The organism is Streptomyces sp. NPDC050842, from assembly GCF_044456565.1.
GTDB lineage: Bacteria > Actinomycetota > Actinomycetes > Streptomycetales > Streptomycetaceae > Streptomyces.
In genome coordinates this window covers 601,543-622,083 of the sequence record NZ_JBITGA010000004.1, presented here as the reverse complement: position 1 = coordinate 622,083, position 20,541 = coordinate 601,543, and the positions used below count along the sequence as shown (strand labels likewise).

The 20,541-nt window shown below is 72.5% G+C and carries 22 protein-coding genes; 10 read left to right on the top strand and 12 right to left on the bottom strand.

Going from position 1 to position 20,541, the window contains the following annotated elements:
- Positions 1–6: 6 nt before the first annotated feature.
- The 3 genes from ACIBG6_RS15905 to ACIBG6_RS15895 are packed head-to-tail and all read right to left on the bottom strand — an operon-like array spanning position 7 to position 3,024.
- Positions 7–1,140, bottom strand: coding sequence for an Mrp/NBP35 family ATP-binding protein (locus ACIBG6_RS15905; RefSeq protein WP_267045698.1), 1,134 nt, complete (start codon positions 1,138–1,140; stop codon positions 7–9).
- Between the two features lie 44 nt (positions 1,141–1,184).
- The gene (locus ACIBG6_RS15900) at positions 1,185–1,751 is read right to left on the bottom strand and encodes a DUF1003 domain-containing protein (protein ID WP_399223161.1); all 567 of its coding nucleotides are present in this window, start codon (positions 1,749–1,751) and stop codon (positions 1,185–1,187) included.
- A complete protein-coding gene (locus ACIBG6_RS15895) occupies positions 1,741–3,024 on the bottom strand; it encodes a magnesium transporter MgtE N-terminal domain-containing protein (protein ID WP_399223160.1) in 1,284 nt (427 codons plus the stop codon). Before ACIBG6_RS15895 ends, ACIBG6_RS15900 begins: the two co-directional genes overlap by 11 nt.
- Before the next feature lie 296 nt (positions 3,025–3,320).
- On the opposite strand from ACIBG6_RS15895, the gene ACIBG6_RS15890 reads away from it, so the two are divergent.
- Positions 3,321–4,079 (top strand): hypothetical protein, encoded by a 759-nt coding sequence (locus ACIBG6_RS15890; protein WP_399223159.1) that lies wholly within the window; start codon positions 3,321–3,323, stop codon positions 4,077–4,079.
- Here ACIBG6_RS15890 and ACIBG6_RS15885 read toward each other — a convergent pair whose 3' ends face one another.
- Together ACIBG6_RS15885 and ACIBG6_RS15880 are read right to left on the bottom strand one after the other, a co-directional pair.
- Positions 4,080–4,586 carry a hypothetical protein gene (locus ACIBG6_RS15885; RefSeq protein ID WP_399223158.1) on the bottom strand — a complete coding sequence of 169 codons (507 nt, stop codon included), beginning with the start codon at positions 4,584–4,586 and terminating at the stop codon, positions 4,080–4,082. It abuts the gene before it with no gap.
- Between the two features lie 25 nt (positions 4,587–4,611).
- The gene (locus ACIBG6_RS15880) at positions 4,612–5,739 is read right to left on the bottom strand and encodes a magnesium and cobalt transport protein CorA (protein ID WP_399223157.1); all 1,128 of its coding nucleotides are present in this window, start codon (positions 5,737–5,739) and stop codon (positions 4,612–4,614) included.
- 441 nt (positions 5,740–6,180) lie between these two features.
- Between ACIBG6_RS15880 and ACIBG6_RS15875 the strand changes: the two genes are divergently transcribed.
- The 4 genes from ACIBG6_RS15875 (at position 6,181) to ACIBG6_RS15860 (ending at position 9,493) form a co-directional block, all read left to right on the top strand.
- On the top strand, positions 6,181–6,765 hold the full coding sequence (locus ACIBG6_RS15875) for a suppressor of fused domain protein (RefSeq protein WP_399223156.1): 585 nt from the start codon (positions 6,181–6,183) through the stop codon (positions 6,763–6,765).
- A 189-nt stretch (positions 6,766–6,954) separates the two neighbouring features.
- Positions 6,955–7,593 (top strand): DUF6758 family protein, encoded by a 639-nt coding sequence (locus tag ACIBG6_RS15870; RefSeq protein ID WP_329621305.1) that lies wholly within the window; start codon positions 6,955–6,957, stop codon positions 7,591–7,593.
- Positions 7,594–7,689: 96 nt separating this feature from the next.
- The gene (locus tag ACIBG6_RS15865) at positions 7,690–8,550 is read left to right on the top strand and encodes a PHP domain-containing protein (protein ID WP_399223155.1); all 861 of its coding nucleotides are present in this window, start codon (positions 7,690–7,692) and stop codon (positions 8,548–8,550) included.
- Between the two features lie 337 nt (positions 8,551–8,887).
- On the top strand, positions 8,888–9,493 hold the full coding sequence (locus ACIBG6_RS15860; protein ID WP_399223154.1) for a MarC family protein: 606 nt from the start codon (positions 8,888–8,890) through the stop codon (positions 9,491–9,493).
- A gap of 102 nt (positions 9,494–9,595) precedes the next feature.
- On the opposite strand, the gene ACIBG6_RS15855 is transcribed toward ACIBG6_RS15860, so the two are convergent.
- The gene (locus tag ACIBG6_RS15855) at positions 9,596–9,748 is read right to left on the bottom strand and encodes a hypothetical protein (RefSeq protein ID WP_086823662.1); all 153 of its coding nucleotides are present in this window, start codon (positions 9,746–9,748) and stop codon (positions 9,596–9,598) included.
- 175 nt (positions 9,749–9,923) lie between these two features.
- On the opposite strand from ACIBG6_RS15855, the gene ACIBG6_RS15850 reads away from it, so the two are divergent.
- Positions 9,924–10,877, top strand: coding sequence for an NYN domain-containing protein (locus ACIBG6_RS15850; RefSeq protein ID WP_399223153.1), 954 nt, complete (start codon positions 9,924–9,926; stop codon positions 10,875–10,877).
- Positions 10,878–10,898: 21 nt separating this feature from the next.
- On the opposite strand, the gene ACIBG6_RS15845 is transcribed toward ACIBG6_RS15850, so the two are convergent.
- Positions 10,899–11,795: an alpha/beta fold hydrolase gene (locus ACIBG6_RS15845; RefSeq protein WP_399223151.1), complete on the bottom strand. Its 897-nt coding sequence runs from the start codon at positions 11,793–11,795 to the stop codon at positions 10,899–10,901.
- A gap of 122 nt (positions 11,796–11,917) precedes the next feature.
- Complete coding sequence (locus ACIBG6_RS15840) at positions 11,918–14,578, bottom strand: DEAD/DEAH box helicase (protein ID WP_399223150.1); 2,661 nt, start codon at positions 14,576–14,578, stop codon at positions 11,918–11,920.
- Between the two features lie 483 nt (positions 14,579–15,061).
- Here ACIBG6_RS15840 and ACIBG6_RS15835 point away from each other — a divergent pair, with 483 nt between their 5' ends.
- A complete protein-coding gene (locus ACIBG6_RS15835) occupies positions 15,062–15,784 on the top strand; it encodes a ferritin-like fold-containing protein (RefSeq protein WP_317598878.1) in 723 nt (240 codons plus the stop codon).
- A 30-nt stretch (positions 15,785–15,814) separates the two neighbouring features.
- Here ACIBG6_RS15835 and ACIBG6_RS15830 read toward each other — a convergent pair whose 3' ends face one another.
- From ACIBG6_RS15830 to ACIBG6_RS15815, 4 genes are all read right to left on the bottom strand, one after another.
- Positions 15,815–16,084, bottom strand: coding sequence for a hypothetical protein (locus ACIBG6_RS15830; protein ID WP_317598880.1), 270 nt, complete (start codon positions 16,082–16,084; stop codon positions 15,815–15,817).
- A gap of 165 nt (positions 16,085–16,249) precedes the next feature.
- Positions 16,250–16,477 carry a DUF3107 domain-containing protein gene (locus ACIBG6_RS15825; RefSeq protein WP_329621298.1) on the bottom strand — a complete coding sequence of 76 codons (228 nt, stop codon included), beginning with the start codon at positions 16,475–16,477 and terminating at the stop codon, positions 16,250–16,252.
- Between the two features lie 139 nt (positions 16,478–16,616).
- Positions 16,617–17,276 (bottom strand): TetR/AcrR family transcriptional regulator, encoded by a 660-nt coding sequence (locus ACIBG6_RS15820; RefSeq protein ID WP_399223149.1) that lies wholly within the window; start codon positions 17,274–17,276, stop codon positions 16,617–16,619.
- Positions 17,277–17,423: 147 nt separating this feature from the next.
- The gene (locus tag ACIBG6_RS15815; RefSeq protein ID WP_399223148.1) at positions 17,424–17,639 is read right to left on the bottom strand and encodes a hypothetical protein; all 216 of its coding nucleotides are present in this window, start codon (positions 17,637–17,639) and stop codon (positions 17,424–17,426) included.
- 142 nt (positions 17,640–17,781) lie between these two features.
- Between ACIBG6_RS15815 and ACIBG6_RS15810 the strand changes: the two genes are divergently transcribed.
- The 3 genes from ACIBG6_RS15810 to ACIBG6_RS15800 all read left to right on the top strand — a co-directional run bounded on the left by ACIBG6_RS15810 (position 17,782) and on the right by ACIBG6_RS15800 (position 20,461).
- A complete protein-coding gene (locus tag ACIBG6_RS15810; RefSeq protein WP_399223147.1) occupies positions 17,782–18,747 on the top strand; it encodes an alpha/beta fold hydrolase in 966 nt (321 codons plus the stop codon).
- Between the two features lie 8 nt (positions 18,748–18,755).
- The gene (locus tag ACIBG6_RS15805) at positions 18,756–20,264 is read left to right on the top strand and encodes a DUF3152 domain-containing protein (RefSeq protein ID WP_399223146.1); all 1,509 of its coding nucleotides are present in this window, start codon (positions 18,756–18,758) and stop codon (positions 20,262–20,264) included.
- 101 nt (positions 20,265–20,365) lie between these two features.
- Positions 20,366–20,461 (top strand): Ms4533A family Cys-rich leader peptide, encoded by a 96-nt coding sequence (locus ACIBG6_RS15800; protein ID WP_399223145.1) that lies wholly within the window; start codon positions 20,366–20,368, stop codon positions 20,459–20,461.
- Positions 20,462–20,541 lie beyond the last annotated feature (80 nt).

Below are 20,541 nucleotides of genomic sequence, written 5' to 3'. Positions count from 1 at the left end.
CGCGTCTCAGAACTTGTTGCGCGGGGTGATGCCCAGGCTCATGCCCGACAGGCCGCGCGCGCGGCCGCCCAGCTTGCCGGCGATCGCGCGCAGTGCCGCGCCCGCCGGGGAGTCCGGGTCGGACAGCACGACGGGCTTGCCCTCGTCGCCGCCCTCGCGCAGCCGGACGTCGATCGGGATCGAGCCGAGGACGGGGACGGTCGCGCCCGTGGTCCGCGTCAGACCGTCGGCGACCCGCTGGCCGCCGCCCGTGCCGAACACGTCGACCATCTCGTCGCAGTGCGGGCAGGGCAGGCCCGCCATGTTCTCGACGACGCCGACGATCTTCTGGTGCGTCTGCACGGCGATCGAGCCGGCCCGCTCGGCGACCTCGGCGGCGGCCTGCTGCGGGGTCGTGACGACCAGGATCTCCGCGTTCGGGACGAGCTGCGCGACCGAGATCGCGATGTCGCCCGTGCCCGGGGGCAGGTCGAGCAGGAGGACGTCCAGGTCGCCCCAGTACACGTCCGCGAGGAACTGCTGGAGCGCGCGGTGCAGCATCGGGCCGCGCCACACCACCGGCGCGTTGCCCGGGGTGAACATGCCGATCGAGATGACCTTCACGCCGTGCGCCGACGGCGGCATGATCATGTTCTCGACCTGGGTCGGACGGCCGTCCGCGCCCAGCATCCGCGGCACGCTGTGACCGTAGATGTCGGCGTCGACGACACCGACCTTCAGACCGTCCGCGGCCATCGCCGCGGCGAGGTTCACGGTCACGGAGGACTTGCCGACGCCGCCCTTGCCGGAGGCGACCGCGTACACCCGGGTCAGCGAGCCCGGCTTCGCGAACGGCACCTCGCGCTCCGCGCCGGTCCCGCGCAGCGCCGCCGCCAGCTCCTTGCGCTGCTCGTCGCTCATCACGTCGAGCGTGACGTCGACGGCGGTGACGCCCTCGACGCGGGAGACGGCCTCGGTCACGCGCTGCGTGATGGTGTCGCGCATCGGGCAGCCGGAGACGGTCAGGTAGACCGTGACGGCGACCCTGCCGTCCGGTTCGATCTCCACCGACTTGACCATGCCGAGCTCAGTGATCGGTTTGTTGATCTCGGGGTCGTTCACCGTCGCCAGTGCTTCACGCACCGCGTCTTCCATAGCCATACCGACGATGGTACGGCGCGGACCACCGGGCCATGAAAGGGCTGTCAACGGTCGGGTACGTCACGTCCGTGACCTTCGCCGGAGGGGAATAGATCCCGGCGCTCCTCCAGCTCCTTGATCAGGCCCTGGAGCTCCGAGCGGATCCAGTCGCGCGTGGCGACCTCGCCGAGGCCCATGCGGAGCGCCGCGATCTCCCGGGTCAGGTACTCGGTGTCCGCGATCGACCGCTCGTTCTGCTTCCGGTCCTGTTCGAGGTTGACCCGGTCCCGGTCGTCCTGCCGGTTCTGGGCGAGCAGGATCAGCGGGGCCGCGTACGAGGCCTGGAGGGACAGGGCGAGCGTCAGGAAGATGAACGGGTACTCGTCGAACTTCAGCGACGCCGGGGCGAAGATGTTCCACATGACCCAGACGATGATCGTCAGGGTCATCCAGACGAGGAAGCGCCCGGTCCCCAGGAAGCGGGCGATCCGCTCGGACATCCGCCCGAACGCCTCCGGGTCGTACTCCGGCAGGAACCTGGCCCGGCGCTCGCGCGGCAGGTCGAGCCGGATCCGGGCCACCATCGGCCGGTCCCGCTCCCGGTCCCTCTCGTGCCCCCGCTCAGCGGCCATGTCCCGTCCCCTCCTCGTGGAACTCGGTCTCCCGCCAGTCCTCCGGCAGCAGGTGGTCGAGCACGTCGTCGACGGTGACCGCGCCGAGCAGCGAACCGCTCTCGTCCACGACGGGCGCGGCGACCATGTTGTACGCGGCGAGGTAGCTGGTGACGGCGGGCAGCGGGGTGTCCGGGCCGAGCGGCGGCAGGTCGCTGTCGACGAGCGAGCTGACCAGCGTGAACGGCGGGTCCCGCAGCAGCCGCTGGAAGTGCACCGTCCCCAGGTACTTCCCGGTCGGCGTCTCGTCCGGCGGCCGGCACACGTACACCTGCGCGGCGAGCGCCGGCGACAGGTCCTGCTGGCGCACCCGGGCGAGCGCGTCCGCGACCGTGGCGTCCGGCCGCAGCACGATCGGCTCGGTCGTCATCAGACCGCCGGCCGTCCGCTCCTCGTACGACAGGAGCCGCCGCACGTCGGCGGCCTCGTCCGGCTGCATCAGGGTGAGGAGCCGCTCCTGGTCCTCCTCGGGCAGCTCGGACAGCAGGTCGGCCGCGTCGTCCGGGTCCATCGCCTCCAGGACGTCGGCCGCGCGCTCCTCCTTCAGCTTGCCGAGGATCTCGATCTGGTCGTCCTCCGGCAGCTCTTCGAGGACGTCGGCGAGCCGGTCGTCGTCGAGGGCCGCGGCGACCTCGGCGCGCCGCTTGGGGGAGAGGTGGTGCAGGACGTTGGCGAGGTCGGCCGGGCGCAGCTTCTCGAAGGTGGCGACGAGGCTCTCCGCGCCCTGCCCCTCCTCCTCCAGGGAGAAGCCGGTGACCGCCGACCACTCGACGGTCAGCGTCTCGCCCTTGCGGCTCAGCACCCCGCCCTTCCCCTTGCGGACGAAGACCTTGTCGATCTCCCAGTCGCGGCGGGCGGGCAGCTGCTGGATGGCGACGTCGAGGACGGTGACCTCCTCGCCCTCCTGCCCGTCGGTCCCCACGAGCCGGACGCGCCGGTCGAGGAGCTCGCCGAGGACGAGCCGCTCGGTGGGGCGCCGTTCGAAGCGGCGCATGTTGACGACGCCGGTGGTGATGACCTGGCCGGACTCGACGCCCGTGATGCGGGTCATCGGGACGAAGACGCGGCGGCGGCTGAGCACCTCCACGACCATGCCGAGCAGCCGGGGCGGTCTGCGGCCGACGCGGAGCATGGCCACGAGGTCGCTGACGCGGCCGACCTGGTCGCCGACGGGGTCGAAGACGGGGACCCCCGCGAGGTGCGAGACGAAGATCCGGGGGGCGCCTGCCGCCATGCCACGCGCCTCCTCGGTGCCGCACGATTCGAGTCGAGGCAAGCGCTTTGCCGGTGATTGCAGAGCTTTGCCGGGTTCAGGCTAGCCCGTGCCGTTCCGCCCCGCTCCGGCAGCGCCTCCGTACGGCTGGCTGCGGGGCCCGTCACCCGGCCCGGGTACGCTGCGGTCTGCCGTTCCCCCACGCGGCCGCGGCACCGGACCCGGCCATTCCGCCCGGCCCGGCCGACGGCCGTCCACGGCACCCCGTACGGGCCACGGCCCGGCGTACCCCCCCCACGACACGAGAGGCAGCGCAGATGGCCGTTCGTACCCCGTCATCGCGTATCCGCAGGGCCGTCGCGCCCCTGGCGCTCTGCGCCGGGCTGACGGTCGGACTCACCGCCTGCGGCGCCGATCCGGACGAGGGGACCAACGGGGTCGGGAGACTCTCCGCGCCCGAGATCGAGAAGAAGGCGCAGTCGGCCGCCGACACGGCGAAGGCGGTACGGCTCGCGGGCACGCTCGTCAGCAAGGGCGGCACCTTCAAGCTCAACATGCGGTTGAAGCAGGACGGCGCGGCCGGCTCGGTGACGACGAAGAACAGCACCTTCGAGCTGCTGCGGATCGGCGACGCGCTCTATCTGAAGGCGGACGCGGGCTTCTGGGCGCACGACGACACGTCGGACGACGAGCCCACCGAGGCGGACACCGAGGCCGCCGACAAGCTCGACGACATGTACGTGAAGGTGCCGAAGGGCGACCCCGCGTACAAGCAGTTCCGCGGCTTCACCGACATGGACGTGCTCCTCGGCGGGCTGATCGGCCTGCACGGGGAGAAGGTCAAGGGCGACCGCGACCAGATCGGCGGGGTCCGCACGATCAAGGTCAAGGGCGGCGCGGAGGGCGAGGGCGGCACGCTCGACGTGGCCCTGGAGGGCTCCCCGTACCCCCTGCAGTTCGCGCGGGGCGGGGGAGCGGGCATCGTCGTGCTCTCCGAGTGGAACAAGGACTTCCCGCTCGCGGAGCCGTCGAAGGAAGAGACCCTCGACTACGGCAAGCAGCTGCCCCGGACCTGATTACCTGCGGCGCTTCCGGAACAGCAGCTTCGGGAGCGCGGCCGGCACCGGCCGGCGGGTCGTGGCCTCCGAGGGCAGCGGTACGGCCGCCAGGGAGCCGTCCGGCAGCTCCGTCGTCGAGGAGCGGGGGTCGAGCCGCAGGACGCGGCACTCGCGCGCCCAGCGCCCCGGCATGGCCTCGCCGTCCGACGCGTTCAGCCGCTTGCCCTTCAGCTCGGCGACCGCGGCGTCCCACTCCTCCGTACCGGGGGAGAGTTCGCGCACGGCGGCCGTCCAGGCGACGAGCCGCCCGCCCTTGTCCTTGCTGCGGACCGTGACCTCGGCCGTCCCGCCGTCCACGAGGCCCGGCAGCGGCTGCTCGCCGGGGCCGTCGCCGACGACGTGCGCGGCGCCGTCGTGCCAGACGTGCCAGAGAGCGCGGGAGGGGCCGGTCCCGCGCACCCAGACGAGGCCGGACTTCTTGGTGGCCTCCTCGACGAGGGCGGACCCGGGCAGCTCTTCAGTCATGGCCCGAAGCTTAGGGCCTGTCCGGCTACAGCCAGCCGTTGCGCTTGAGCATGCGGTGGATGCTGAAACAGACCACGATGATGCCGGTGAGCACCATCGGGTAGCCGTACTTCCAGTGCAGCTCGGGCATGTGGTCGAAGTTCATGCCGTAGACGCCGCAGACCGCCGTGGGGACGGCGACGATCGCCGCCCACGAGGTGATCTTGCGCATGTCCTCGTTCTGCGCGACGGTCGCCTGCGCCAAGTTGGCCTGGAGGATCGAGTTGAGGAGCTCGTCGAAGCCGACGACCTGCTCCTGGACGCGGGCCAGGTGGTCGGCGACGTCCCGGAAGTACTTCTGGATGTCGGGGTCGACCAGCCGCATCGGGCGCTCGCTGAGCAGCGTCAGGGGGCGCAGGAGCGGGGTGACGGCCCGCTTGAACTCCAGTACCTCACGCTTGAGCTGGTAGATCCGGCCCGTGTCCGTACCGCGGGTGGAGCCTTTCGTGCTCGGCGAGAAGACGTCGATCTCCAGCTGGTCGATGTCCAGCTCGACGGCGTCGGCGACCGCGATGTAGCCGTCGACGACGTGGTCGGCGATGGCGTGCAGCACGGCCGAGGGGCCCTTGGCGAGGAGTTCGGGCTCGCCCTGGAGGCGGTGGCGGAGGTTGCGCAGGGAGCCCTGGCCGCCGTGCCGGACGGTGATGACGAAGTCGGGGCCGGTGAAGCACATGACCTCGCCGGTCTCGACGACCTCGCTGGTCGCGGTGAGTTCGGCGTGCTCGACGTAGTGGATCGTCTTGAAGACGGTGAAGAGGGTGTCGTCGTACCGCTCCAGCTTGGGCCGCTGGTGGGCGTGGACGGCGTCCTCGACGGCGAGCGGGTGCAGCCCGAACTCGGCGGCGATACCGGCGAATTCGGCCTCGGTCGGCTCGTGGAGCCCGATCCAGGCGAAGCCGCCGCTCTCCCGTACCTGGCTCATCGCGCCGCGGGGCGTGAGGCAGTCGCGGTCGTCGACCCGGCGCCCGTCGCGGTAGACGGCGCAGTCGACGACGGCGCTGGAGGCCGAGTGGTCGCGGGTGGGGTCGTACGAGGTGTAGGTGGTGGGGGTCTTGCGCAGGGTGTGCCGCAGGCTCGGCCGGACGGCGGCGCGCAGGTCACGGATCATCGACATGGGCATGCTCCTTCACGGAGAGGCCGTCGGTGCGATGCGTGGCACAGCCCGGAATGGGGACGTGGAGCTACGTCGTCCACAAAGCGGGCGGCACCGGGGGATCGCGGTGACGGCGTTCGCTACAGACAGGCAAAGGCGAAATGCTCTTCCGTCGTGCGAGATGCCGGATGCCCGATGTCGGAGAAGGCGGGTCCCGTACGGGACCTGGGATCACCGGAGGGTGAAGCGCACCGGGCTCGGGTGCGAGGCGGAAGAGCGACTGGTACTGCCCGACCGACTTCGGTCCATCGCAGCCCCACCTCCTCCGGCCGGTCCCCCGTGGGGGATGACGTGTGACGAGTAATCAGGAGTTCGTGACTCCCGACCAGCGGCCAAGACTATCAGCCGACAGAGGGTCAATCCTTGACTTTGCCCGTTCCATACGCGCTTTATGCTCAAGCCATGGGAGAAGTTCTTGCTCTGGTCGAGGCCCGGCTGCGGACGGCACTCGGAGAACCGGACGCGCGGGCCGCGGTGACGTTCCTCGGCACTGATCGGATCGAGGTGCTCCGCTTCGTCGACGGCGACCTCGTGCGGTACGCGACCCTCGGGATGTCCGCCTCGCCGATGGCCGATCCGACCGCCGCCCTCGCGGACCCCGTGAAGGGCCCGCGCGCGGAGCTCGTCCTCACCGTACGGGCCGGCCTCGCCGACACCGACAAGGTGCTGCGCCCGCTCGCCGTGCTCGCCGCCACCCCGCAGGTCGAGGGCGTGGTCGTGGCCCCCGGCGCCTCGCTCGACGTGGGCGATCCCCTCTGGCCGGGCGCCGGCTTCAGCTCGGTCCTCGTCGCCGAGTCCGGCGGCCTGGTGGAGGACCTGGAGCTGGACGAGCCGCTCGACCCGGTCCGCTTCCTGCCGCTGCTCCCGATGACGCCGAACGAGGCGGCGTGGAAGCGGGTGCACGGGGCGCAGGCCCTGGAGGAGCGCTGGCTGGCCCGGGGGACGGATCTGCGCGACCCGCTGCGCGCGTCCGTGAGCCTGGACTGAGCCCGGGCCGCGCACGGGCTCAGCCCGGACTGAGCCCGGACTGAGCCCGGACTGAGTCCGGGCCGAGCCTGGACTGAGCCCCGGCCGCGGCACTGGACCGAGGCCCTGGGTGAACGGCTCGGGCCGGACGGGTGATCGTCCGCGGGCCGTCCTTGACGCGGGGCCCGAGGGGTAGGACCGTTGAGCCCTATGAGGGGCGAACCCAGTTGTCCGAAGTGCGGTGGCAGGGTCAGAGCGCCCGGTCTCTTCGCCGACTCCTGGCAGTGTGACGTGCACGGCTCGGTGCACCCGCTCCAGCCCGTGCTCCCACCCAGCGTCGAGGCTCTCGACGTCGTGGTGCACCGGTCCCAGGTACCGGTGTGGATGCCGTGGCCCCTGCCCGTCGGCTGGCTCTACACCGGTGTCGCGTGCGCCGGTGACGACCGCAGCGGCGCACGCGCGACAGCCGTCGCGTGCTCGGGTCCCGGCCCGCTCGGCGGGCTCGGCGAGCTGCTCCTGATCGCCGAGGAGCTCGGCGTCGGCCTCGGCGCGCGGTACGCCGGCATCGACGGCCTCGATCCCGGCTCCGGCATGGCCATCGACAAGCCGCCCCAGGCGAAGGTGCTCGCCGCCGGACGCCCCACCCCGCTGTGGCACGTCACCGGCACCCCGCAGGACCGCGCGGTCTTCGCGGGCGAGGCGCGCGGCCTCTGGCTGTGGGCGATCGTCTGGCCCGAGCAGTCCGGCCTCCTGATGTACGACGAGCTGGTCCTGACGGACCTCCGGGACGCGGGCGCCGAGGTCGAGCTCCTGCCGTGCGGCGCACTCACCCCGAGGCTGCTGAAGTAACGGGCGACCGGGTGACCGGATCCGTACACGGCTGTTCGATTCGCCCGTTATGCTGAAGCGTCCCTCGTCCGTGCCGAGCCCCCGGAGTACCGCGTCGTGCGCATCGATCTGCACACCCACTCCACGGCCTCCGACGGTACGGACTCGCCGGCCGAACTCGTCAGGAACGCGGCCGCCGCCGGGCTCGACGTCGTCGCGCTGACGGACCACGACACCACCCGCGGCCACGCCGAGGCGATCGGCGCGCTGCCCGAGGGGCTGACCCTCGTCACCGGTGCCGAGCTGTCCTGCCGGCTCGACGGCATCGGCCTGCACATGCTCGCGTACCTCTTCGACCCGGAGGAGCCCGCGCTCCTCGCCGAGCGCGAGCTCGTCCGGGACGACCGCGTGCCGCGCGCACAGGCCATGGTCGGCAAGCTCCAGGAGCTCGGCGTCCCCGTCACCTGGGAGCAGGTCGCCCGGATCGCCGGCGACGGCTCCGTCGGCCGCCCGCACGTCGCCGAGGCGCTCGTCGAGCACGGGGTCGTCCCGGACGTCTCCGGGGCCTTCACCCTCGACTGGCTCGCCGACGGCGGCCGGGCGTACGTCGAGAAGCACGAGCTGGATCCCGTCGACGCGATCCGCCTGGTCAAGGCCGCCGGCGGGGTCACCGTCTTCGCGCACCCGCTCGCCGTCAAGCGCGGCGAGGTCGTGCCGGAGGCGGCGATAGCCCGGCTGGCCGACGCCGGACTCGACGGCATCGAGGTCGACCACATGGACCACGACGAAGCGACGCGCGCGCGGCTGCGCGGACTCGCGAAGGAGCTCGGGCTGCTGGCCACGGGCTCCAGCGACTACCACGGCAGTCGCAAGACCTGTCGCCTCGGCGACTACACCACCGACCCCGAGATCTACGGCGAGATCATCCGCCGTGCCACAGGGGCCTTCGCGGTCCCCGGCACGGGGGGAGCGGTCTAGCCCCAGGGGGCAGGCCCGAGGCCCACGGCCTTCGGCCTTCGGTGAGCGTCCGGAGCGGACGAGCCGCGGCGGTCGCCACGAGGCGGGCCCGTATCGCGTCCGCGCCCGCGCTCGTCCCCCGCGGTGCGGTGTCCTGCCGGTCGCACCCGGCCGCACCCGCTCTCCCGGTCCTCTCCGCGAGGATCCCGGGCCGCCCCCACCCGTACCCGTTCACGTCACCCCGCGCGGCTCCGTGCCCCGCGGTGGACGTACCCACGTCGGCCCGCTGGCGGAACTCCACATTCCGGCAGTGGGAGCCCACACCCCACCGTTCGACTCTCCCGCAAGGCACCCCACCGTGTTCGACGTCGCCGTCTTCGGCTCGCTGTTCCTGACCCTCTTCGTGATCATGGATCCCCCCGGGATCACGCCGATCTTCCTCGCCCTCACCTCCGGCCGGCCGGCCAAGGTCCAGCGCCGCATGGCCTGGCAGGCCGTCGCCGTGGCCTTCGGCGTCATCACCGTCTTCGGCCTGCTCGGGCAGCAGATCCTGGACTACCTGCACGTCTCCGTCCCCGCGCTGATGATCGCGGGCGGTCTGCTCCTGCTGCTCATCGCACTCGACCTGCTCACCGGCAAGACCGACGAGCCGAAGCAGACGAAGGACGTGAACGTCGCCCTGGTGCCGCTCGGCATGCCGCTGCTCGCCGGGCCGGGCGCGATCGTGTCGGTCATCCTCGCGGTGCAGCACGCCGACAGCGCCTCGGCGCAGGTCTCCGTCTGGGCCGCCATCGTCGCCATGCACGTCGTGCTCTGGCTGACCATGCGCTACTCGCTGCTGATCATCCGCGTCATCAAGGACGGCGGCGTGGTCCTGGTGACCCGCCTCGCCGGCATGATGCTCTCCGCCATCGCGGTGCAGCAGATCATCAACGGCGTCACCCAGGTGATCCAGGGGGCCTGAGAGCCCGCTGCGGGGCCGGCTCCGGACACCACTGCGCCCCCGTACGGATTCCGCTCTGCGAAGTCCGTGCGGGGGCGCGGTGCGTGGTGTGGACCTGGCCTGTTACGAGGCCGAGGTCTCGGCGGGGCGGATCCAGATGCGCTGGCCGATCGCGGCGGCCTGCTGCACGATCCGATTGACGGAGGCGGCGTCCACGACCGTGCGGTCGACGGGCGTGCCGTCGATGTCGTCGAGGCGCAGGATTTCGAAGCGCATGGGCTTCTCCCTTCGTCTGAGTTGATCCTCCTGAAGGAGAACTGAGTTACGTATGTGTCCAACGAAATGCACCCTGCAAACATTCCTTACGCTAAGGAAAATTTTCGGATGTCTAACTACTAGCGGGTAGGGGGGTGTGGCGGCAGCGCCGCCGGCGGCGGAGAATGAGCCCCGTATGAACGACGCAGAGACCACCGACGCACCCGCCGACGCCCCTACCGACGCGCAGCCGATCGACGCCCGCCTGAGCGCGCTCGACGCCCGCGTGGAGCGCACCAACGAGCTCCTCCAGCGGATGCTGGCCGAGGTAGCCAAAACCCCCTCCACCCACGCCATCTTCGTCGACGCAGGTTACGTCCATGCTGCGGCGGGGTTGCTGGTGACGGGCACCGAGGACCGGCGCTCCTTCGACCTCGACGCCGAGGGCCTGATCGAGGCCTTCATCGACAAGGCCCGCACGATCTTCGCGGACAGCAGACTGCTCCGCGTCTACTGGTACGACGGCGCCCGGCGCCGGATCCACACCCCCGAGCAGCAGGCCATCGCCGAGCTGCCCGACGTCAAGGTGCGCCTCGGCAACCTCAACGCCAACAACCAGCAGAAGGGCGTCGACTCCCTGATCCGCACCGATCTGGAGTCCCTCGCCCGCCACCGTGCCATCAGCGACGCCGCCCTCGTCGGCGGCGACGAGGACCTCGTCTCGGCCGTCGAGGCCGCCCAGGGCTACGGGGCCCGCGTCCACCTCTGGGGCATCGAGGCCGCCGAGGGCCGCAACCAGGCCGAGGCGCTCCTCTGGGAGGTCGACAGCCAGCGCACCTTCGAGCTCGACTTCTGCCGCCCGTACGTCACGCGCCGCCCCGTCACGACGTACGAGAACGAGGGCGAGCCGCCGCCCTCCCGAGAGGAGGTCCGTTTCGTCGGCGCCCAGATCGCCGCGACCTGGCTCGCCGAGCGCGGCCGGGACAGGCTCGGGGAGCTCCTGCCCGGCGCCCCCTACCTCCCGGGCCCCGTCGACCAGGACCTGCTCGTCGAGGCGGAGCGCCTGCTCAGCCGCTCCCTGCGCGGGCACGCCTCCCTGCGGCGAGCCCTGCGGGACGGCTTCTGGCAGCACCTCAAGACGCAGTTCTGAAAGACGCAGTACCGAGCGCTTTTACGGGGCTGCCGCACCGGCTTCCGTACGGGCGTCGACCCGCTCCCAGAAGCCGGTGAGCCGGTCCGTCAGCTCGCGCGGGTGCGACACGTTGGGGGAGTGGCCCGCGCCCTCGACCACCGTGTGGTGCGCGCCGGTACGGGCCGCCGCCGCGGCCAGTTCCGCCGGGGGCCAGACCATCTCGTCCGCCCCGTACGCGATGTGCAGCGGCATCCGCAGCTCCAGCAGCTCCGCCGTACCGTCCGGATCGCTCAGGAGCAGTCGCCCGGCGCCCGCGAGCTGGGCGATCCGGGTCCGCATCCAGCGCCGCCGCAGGAAGCCCGTGAGCTCCGGGGTGTCGCCCGTGTCCGTGTCCGGCTCCTCGCCCCGGCTGTCCAGCCAGCACATCGCCTGCCAGACCCGCTCCTTCGGCAGCAGCGCCAGCGCGCCCCGCAGGACCCGGATCCGGATCCGCTGCGGTCGCGCGACACGGCCGGGTCCCGAGGAGAGCAGGGTGAGCGAGCGGAACGCGCCGGGCGCGAGGGAGCCTGCGGCGCGGGCCACGAGGCCGCCGAAGGAGTGGCCGAGCAGATGGACGGGCCCGTCGCCGAGGGCGGCGGCCTGGGCGACCGCGTCGAGGGCGAGCGGCCTGCGCCGGTAGGCGGCCCGGCCACGGGGGCCCGGGGTCTCGTGCTGGCCGCGCCCGTCCACCGCCACCGCCCGGTATCCGGCCTCGCTCAGCGGCCCGAGCAGCGCCAGGAAGTCCTCCTTGCTGCCGGTGTACCCGGGCAGCAGCAGCACCGTCCCGCGCCGCTCGCCCTCGGGCATCGCGTCGAGGACGGCGAAGTCACCCCGTGCGGTCGCCAGTCGGCGGGCGCGGGTGCGGGGCGGGAGTGCGAGGGAACGGGGCTTGCTCATATCTGGACTGTAACGGCGCGAACGGGACAGGGCTCGGGGGCCGGGGGCGCCTGCCACACAACGGCCGTGCGGCCCGGCCCCTGGGGAGGGACCGGGCCGCACGGCCGTGACGGGGGCGGGGATCAGCTCTCGGGCTGAGCCGCCGCCTTCTTCGTGGTGCGGCGACGGGGAGCCTTGGGGGCCTCCTCGGCGACCGCGGCCTCGACTGCCGGGGCCTCGGCGGCCACGGCCTTCTTCGTCGTACGGCGACGCGTCGGCGTCTTCGGCTCCGAGGCGTCGGGCGCCTCGGCGGCGACCACCTTCTTCGTGGCGCGGCGACGCGGAGCCTTCGGGGCCTCCTCGGCCACCGGGGCCTCGACGACGGCCTCGGCGGCCGCGGCCTTCTTGGTCGTGCGGCGGGCGCGCGGAGCCTTGGCGGCCTTGGGGGCTTCCTCGACGACCGGTGCAGCGACCGGCTCGACGACCGGCGCGGCGGCCTGCTCGACGACCAACGCGGCGACGGGGGCCTCGGTCACCGGTGCTTCGGTGGTGACCGGGGATCCGGCGGGCCTGCGGGCGGTGCGGCGGGCGCGGGGAGCCTTGGGGGCCTCCTCGACGACCGGCGCCACGACCGGCTCGGCGACGGGGGCCTCGGCCACCGGCGCTTCGGTGGTCACCGGGGATCCGGCGGGCCTGCGGGCGGTGCGGCGGGCGCGGGGAGCCTTGGGGGCCTCCTCGACGACCGGCGCCACGACCGGCTCGGCGACGGGGGCCTCGGCCACCGGCGCTTCGGCGGTCACCGGGGAACCGGTGGCCTTGCGGACCGCACGGCGACGGCGCGGGGCGGGAACCTCGGCCGTGACCTCGGCGGCGACCGGCTCCGCGACGGCCTCGACGACCGGAGCGGCGACGGCCTCGACGACCGGCTCCGCGACGGCCTTCTTGGCCGTGCGGCGGCGCGGGGCCTTCTTGGGCTCCGCCGGGGCCTCCACGGGGGCCTCGACGACCGGGGCGGCGGGCGCCTCGGCGACCGGCGCGTTCCGCAGGGCGGCCGCGGCGGTCTCGACCGTCTGGAAGGAAACGGTGTCCTCGACCGGCCGCAGGATGCGGGGACGGCGACGACGGGGGGCCGGGGCGGCCTCCTGGGCCACGGGGGCCGGGGCGACGAACGCGGCCGTCACGGCCTCCGGGCGAGCGGCACGGGCACGGCGACGGGGCGCCTTCGGCTCCTCGGCGACGGGGGCCGGAGCGGCTTCGACGACCGGAGCGGCCTCGACGACCGGAGCGGCCTGAGCCACCGGAGCGGCCTGGACCGGCTGGGCGACCGGAGCGGTCTGCGCGACCTGCGCGGCGCCCGGGTTGCCCGGACGGGTACGGCGACGGCGACGCGGGGTGCGCGGACCGGACTCGGCCGAGGCGTCCTCGGTCACCGGAGCGGCCGGAGCGGCCGACACGGCGGTGGCCGGAGCCGTCGACGCCGGGGCGTCACCGAACTCGCTGCCGCCACGGGTGCGCCGGCGCTGACGCGGGGTCCGCGTACGGGCCGGGAACTCCTCGGCCTTCTCGACCTTCTCGACCTTGTCGGCCTTCGGGCCGCGCCCACGGCGTCCGCCGGGCTCGCCCAGGTCCTCCAGCTCCTCCGCGCCCAGACCCGCACGGGTCCGCTCGGTGCGGGGCAGGATGCCCTTGGTGCCCGCCGGGATGTCCAGCTCCTCGTAGAGGTGCGGGGACGACGAGTACGTCTCGGCCGGGTCGTGGAAGTCCAGCTCCAGCGCCTTGTTGATGAGCTGCCAGCGCGGGATGTCGTCCCAGTCGACCAGCGTCACGGCCGTACCCTTCGCACCCGCGCGGCCGGTGCGGCCCACGCGGTGGAGGAACGTCTTCTCGTCCTCCGGCGACTGGTAGTTGATGACGTGGGTGACACCCTCGACGTCGATGCCGCGCGCGGCGACGTCGGTGCAGACGAGGACGTCGACCTTGCCGTTACGGAAGGCGCGCAGCGCCTGCTCGCGGGCGCCCTGGCCGAGGTCGCCGTGGACCGCGCCGGACGCGAAGCCGCGCCGCTCCAGCTGCTCGGCGATGTCGGCCGCCGTGCGCTTCGTACGGCAGAAGATCATCGCGAGCCCGCGGCCGTTGGCCTGCAGGATGCGGGAGACCATCTCCGGCTTGTCCATGTTGTGCGCGCGGTAGACGTGCTGCTTGATGTTGGCGACGGTCGCGCCCTCACCGTCGGGCGAGGTGGCCCGGATGTGCGTGGGCTGCGACATGTAGCGGCGGGCCAGGCTGATGACCGCGCCCGGCATGGTCGCCGAGAACAGCATGGTCTGGCGCTTGGCCGGAAGCATGTTCATGATCTTCTCGACGTCGGGCAGGAAGCCCAGGTCGAGCATCTCGTCGGCCTCGTCCAGGACGAGGACCTTGACGTGCGAGAGGTCGAGCTTGCGCTGGCCGGCCAGGTCGAGCAGACGGCCGGGGGTGCCGACGATGACGTCGACGCCCTTCTTGAGCGCCTCGACCTGCGGCTCGTACGCACGGCCGCCGTAGATGGCGAGCACGCGGACGTTGCGCACCTTGCCGGCGGTCAGGAGGTCGTTGGTGACCTGCTGGCACAGCTCGCGGGTGGGGACGACGACGAGCGCCTGCGGGGCGTCGGTCAGCTGCTCGGGCTTCGCCCGGCCGGCCTCGACGTCCGCGGGAACGGTCACGCGCTCCAGGATCGGAAGGCCGAAACCGAGGGTCTTGCCCGTGCCGGTCTTGGCCTGGCCGATGACATCGGTGCCGGTGAGGGCGACCGGAAGGGTCATCTCCTGGATGGGAAAGGGGGTGACGATGCCGACGGCCTCAAGGGCCTCGGCCGTCTCGGGAAGGATTCCGAGCTCTCGGAAAGTCGTAGTCAGGGTGCTGCCTCTTCTGTGGACGCGGGACGAGGCGAACGAAGGGGGTCGTACCGTGCCGGGATACTTCCGGCCGGATCGTGAAGATCACAGCCAGGTGGCGCGGGACCACTGCCGTCGCTCGAGCGTCGAACCGCTGAGGTGACCCTTCCGCGGGTCCGCCGGAAGGGCTGTCGGGCCGGAGCCGATCGGGCCACCGACCGGGCATCCTCATTCATGAGTCGGCCTACCGGATACGTCCGAACGTGCGAAAGCATGTCCGCATACTCAGCAGGCGCTTTATCACTGTACCCCGGAATCGCGCATGTGTGTTGGGAGAAAACGTGATGAGGGCACGGTCACACTGACTGACCAGGGCCTTCCCGGTGGCGGGAGCGGGCTATTGTGCGCTCCATGGAGACGCCTGACAACGCCACACCGACCGGGATCGCCGCCGAGGACTGGGCCACGGCATCCGCCGAGCCGCAGTACCGCGCCGCCGTGATCGACCTCCTCGGCGCGCTGGCCTACGGAGAGCTGGCGGCCTTCGAGCGGCTCGCCGAGGACGCCAAGCTGGCGCCGACCCTCGCGGACAAGGCGGAGCTGGCGAAGATGGCCTCGGCCGAGTTCCACCACTTCGAGCAGCTGCGGGACCGGCTCGCGGCCGTGGACGCCGAGCCGACCGCCGCGATGGAGCCCTTCGCCAAGGCGCTCGACGACTTCCACCGCCAGACCGCGCCGTCGGACTGGCTGGAGGGCCTCGTCAAGGCGTACGTCGGCGACTCGATCGCCAGCGACTTCTACCGGGAGGTCGCGGCCCGGCTCGACTCCGACACGCGCGGTCTCGTCCTGTCGGTGCTCGACGACACCGGCCACGGCAACTTCGCCGTGGAGAAGGTCCGCGCGGCGATCGACGCCGACCCCCGCGTCGGCGGCCGGCTCGCGCTCTGGGCGCGCCGTCTGATGGGCGAGGCGCTCTCGCAGGCCCAGCGCGTGGTGGCCGAGCGCGACGCGCTGTCGACGATGCTGGTCGGCGGTGTCGCGGACGGCTTCGACCTCGCCGAGGTCGGCCGGATGTTCTCCCGGATCACCGAGGCCCACACGAAGCGCATGGCCGCGCTCGGCCTCGCCGCGTAAGTCCTGTCGTACGTTGTCGAGCGGCGCTGTTCACGCCGCCGCTGATCGTCGCAGCCGGCGCGATGCCGGGCGGATCAGCAGCGAGAGCAGCACCGCCGCGACCGCCACCGCGCCGATGAGCGTGGCGAGGAAGTGGCCGGGGCCCAGCGCCCCGTGCGTGACGAGCGCGCCGAAGACGCCGCCCACCGCGCCGGTCATGAGGACGGTCCCCCGGGAGGGGAGGCGGTCGGCCAGCCATTGCACGGCGGCCCAGGCCAGGGCGAAGCCGAGCAGGGCGGAACCGAGGGCTTCCAGGAACACGGCGGATCACCTCGCGGGTGCTGCGGGGCGGGTGGTGCGGTCGTAGCCCTACTACCCCAGGCGCCTCGACGGCAATCCTCCCCGTACCCCCTGACGTGGCCATTCGACACGAAAAGGCCCGGCGGACCGTGACGGTCCGCCGGGCCTTTCCCGTAGATCCGGGACTCAGAGGGCGCCGAAGCCCACCCGACGCACGGCGGGCTCGCCGAGCTCCACGTACGCGATCTTCTCGGCCGGGATGAGGACCTTGCGGCCCTTCTCGTCCGACAGGCTGAGCAGCTGCGCCTTGCCGGCCAGAGCGTCGGCCACCGCGCGCTCCACCTCCTCGGCGGACTGCCCGCTCTCCAGAACGATCTCCCGCAGTGCGTGCTGCACGCCGATCTTGACCTCCACGGCTATGTCCCTCCGAACGGTCAGCGTTGCGCGACTTCCGCGCCGTACGCTGCACACATTAGCCCGGTGAGGGGACGCGCACGGCTCAGTGGCGGCACGCCAGGAGCGAACAGCACGCGGGAATGCCGCCGAAGGCGGGTCAGTGGCCCTCGGCGCTCAGCTGGCCGTCGACCGGGTGCAGCGGGAAGCCCGCGATGCCGCGCCAGGCGAGCGAGGTCAGCAGCCCCACCGCCTTCTCGCGGGGGATCACCGACTCGCTGGACAGCCAGTAGCGGGCGACGACCTGGGAGACGCCGCCGAGCGCCACGGCGAGCAGCATCGACTCGTCCTTCGAGAGCCCGGTGTCCTCGGCGATGACGTCGGAGATCGCCTCGGCGCACTGGAGGCTGACCCGGTCCACGCGCTCGCGCACGGCCGGCTCGTTGGTCAGATCGGACTCGAAGACCAGCCGGAAGGCGCCGCCCTCGTCCTCGACGTACGCGAAGTAGGCGTCCATCGTCGCCGCGACGCGGAGCTTGTTGTCCGTGGTGGAGGCCAGGGCCGTGCGCACCGACTGCAGGAGGGACTCGCAGTGCTGGTCGAGCAGGGCCAGGTAGAGCTCGAGCTTTCCGGGGAAGTGCTGGTACAGCACCGGCTTGCTGACACCCGCCCGCTCCGCGATGTCGTCCATCGCCGCGGAGTGGTACCCCTGGGCGACGAAGACCTCCTGGGCCGCGCCGAGCAGCTGGTTCCGTCGGGCGCGCCGCGGCAGGCGCGTGCCCCGAGGGCGTGCGGCCTCTGTCTGCTCGATGGCGCTCACGCGGCCTCCCAAGAATCGATCCATGTGCGCTGTCGCGCCGCGCGGCCCATCGTACTTTTGGGTAACCCGGCTGTGCGCGGTGCGAACGCAGAATTTCACGGACCGGACGCCCTGGTCGACAGTCGATTCAAGATTAAACCGAACAAATCAGCGGTAGTCGTCCTCGTCGAGGGCGACGACACGCGTCTGATCCGTCGCGTCGGCCTCGTCCGCCGACTCGTGCTCGATATGTGTGGGGTGCTCGTCCTCGCGCTGCTGCAGTTCGGTGTGCTGTTCGGCCGCGTCGGCCTCGGGGATTTCCTGGTCGAGCACTGCGGCCTCTTCCTCGGCGAATGTGTCCGGCTCGGTCGGATCGACAGTCATGAGGTTCCTTCCGGCGCGCGGGGTCCGCGGTCCTCTCCGATGGCCCTCCCTTCGAGCGTAGGAGCACACGCGCCCCGCCGCACACGCACTTGTGACGGCACCCACACGCGCCCCCGCGTGATCGTCTCGTAATATTGCGGCCATGCCCTCGACCGAGCTGCCGGAAACCCGGACCGCCGCCGCACCGCAGGCGCCGCGGATCCGCGCCGTACGGGTCGCCGACGGCGAGGAGCTCCGCTCCGTCGCCCTGCCCGGACTCACGCTCACCGTGCGCGCCCGCCCCGGCAACCGCGCCGGTCTGCCGCCCGCGCTGTACGTCCACGGTCTGGGCGGCTCCTCGCAGAACTGGTCGGCGCTCATGCCGCTGCTCGCGGACCAGGTCGACGGCGAGGCCGTCGACCTGCCCGGCTTCGGCGACTCCCCGCCGCCCGACGACGGCAACTACTCGGTCACTGGGCACGCCCGGGCCGTCATCCGGCTCCTGGACGCCGGCGGGCGCGGACCGGTCCACCTCTTCGGCAACTCGCTGGGCGGCGCCGTCGCCACCCGCGTCGCCGCCGTGCGGCCCGACCTGGTCCGCACCCTCACCCTGATCGCCCCGGCCCTGCCCGAGCTGCGCGCCCAGCGCACCGCCTGGCCCACCGTGATGCTCGCGGTGCCCGGCGTGGCCTCGCTCTTCGCGAGGCTCTCCCGGGACTGGACGCCCGAGCAGCGGGTCCGCGGGGTTCTCTCGCTCTGTTACGGGGACCCCGGCCGGGTCAGCGACGAAGGGCTCCGGCACGCCGTCGAGGAGATGGAGCGGCGCCTGGAGCTCCCGTACTTCTGGGACGCCATGGCCCGCTCCTCGCGCGGCATCGTCGACGCGTACACGCTCGGCGGTCAGCACGGGCTGTGGCGGCAGGCCGAGCGCGTGCTCGCCCCGACACTCCTCGTCTACGGCGGGCGCGATCAGCTCGTCTCGTACCGGATGGCCCGGAAGGCGGCCGCCGCCTTCCGCGGCTCGCGCCTGCTGACCCTGCCGGAGGCGGGGCACGTGGCGATGATGGAGTATCCCGAGACGGTCGCCCAGGCCGCGCGGGAACTGATCGCCGAAGACGGCGGGAGCTGAGCCGGGGCGTGGGACGACATAGTCGCAAGGGCTCCGCGCCCTCGGTGCCCGGCACCGAGCAGCGCGCGGCGGCCGGACGGACGACGGGGGCGGCGGCGCAGGGCGCGGCCGGGCAGCCCCGGACGGCCGGGACCGCGCAGCCCGGGGGAGCACCCGGGCAGGCCGGGGGCACGGGGCGCCGCCGCAGGGCGCCGGGCGACGGCCAGGACGCCGCCGGTACGCCCGCGCACGGGACCCCTCGGTACGGAGCGCAGCAGAACGGAGCGCCTCCGTACGGAGCCCCGCAGTACGGCTCGTCTCCGTACGGGCCGCAGACGTACGGCGGCCAGGGTTCCGGCGATCAGGGTTACGGACGGCAGGGGTACGGCGGCGCGGCCTACGACACCCCGGCGCACGGGACCCCGGGCACGCCCGCGTACGGCGTCCCCGCCTACGGGACCACTCCCGCTCCCGTACGCGGCGGACATCCGCAGCACGACGAGGGCACCGGACCGGGGCCCGAGGGGTACGGCCGCCGGCGCGGCTCGCACCGGGCCGCCGCGCCCGAGCAGGACGCACCCCCGTCCGAACAGGCCGATCCCCAGGGGCCGTTCATCCCCGGGCCCCGGCGCGAGAGCCTGGCCGACGCGGAGGGCGAAGCCGGGAAGCCGGCCGACGAGCCGCCCGGCCGGACCTTCAAGGGCCGCACTCTCACCGGCATCGCGGCCGCCGCCGTCACCACCGTCCTCGCCGTGGTCGTCGCCGGACAGGTCGCCGACCGGGGGGCCGCGCCCAGCACCACGCGCGCCGCCGACGGGCCGGCCGAGCGCGCCTCGGGCGACACCTCCGCCTCCCGTTCCGACGACCGGATCACCCCCTCGCGTCCGGCGACCGCCAAGCCCGCCAAGCCCGCCGCGTCCGCGGCGGCCCCGGCACCGACGTACGAGCAGCTGATGACCCGCCAGTTCCCGATCGACCCGAAGCTGGACGGCTCCGGAGAGTTCGAGGCCGTGCCGGGCTTCCAGAAGGCGCCGGGCAAGGGGCGGCTCGTCCGCTATCGGATCGACGTCGAGAAGGGGATCGGGCTCGACCCCGAGCTCTTCGCCTCGGCCGTGCACAAGACGCTCAACGACGAACGCAGCTGGGCCGGCCAGGGGGCGATGACCTTCGAGCGGATCTCCACCGGAGAGCCCGAGTTCGTCATCACGCTCGCGAGCCCCGGCACCACCGGGGAGTGGTGCGACAAGTCCGGACTCGACACGACGGTCGACAACGTGTCCTGCGATTCCGCCAGCACCGAGCGCGTGATGATCAACGCGTACCGCTGGGCGCAGGGCTCGGAGACCTTCGGGCCCAAGGCCATGTACGCGTATCGCCAGATGCTCATCAATCACGAGGTCGGGCACCGGCTCGGGCACGGCCATGTGAGCTGCAGCACGCCCGGAGCGCTCGCGCCCGTGATGCAGCAGCAGACGAAGTCGCTGCGGGTCGGCGGAATCGCCTGCCGTCCCAACCCCTGGGTGTATCCCGGAAGTTGATGTACCGTCCGATCCGGCGATGATCACATGGTGAGACGTGCGTCTCGGGAATCCCTGAATGCGCGTTGACATCGCTCGTGCGTTCGTTCATATTTCTCGGCATGTCGCACCGTCACGTCGCCTTCGATCGCGCCGCCATTGAGCTGGCGCTCATCGGCGTGAACCGGCACGCCGTGGCCGACATTCTCTGTAGCTGACGCTCCCCCTGGGTCCAGAGGCCCGGGTGGTACCCCCAGCCCGAGCGCCCGTCGGCCCCTTTTTCTTTCGTACCGCCGAC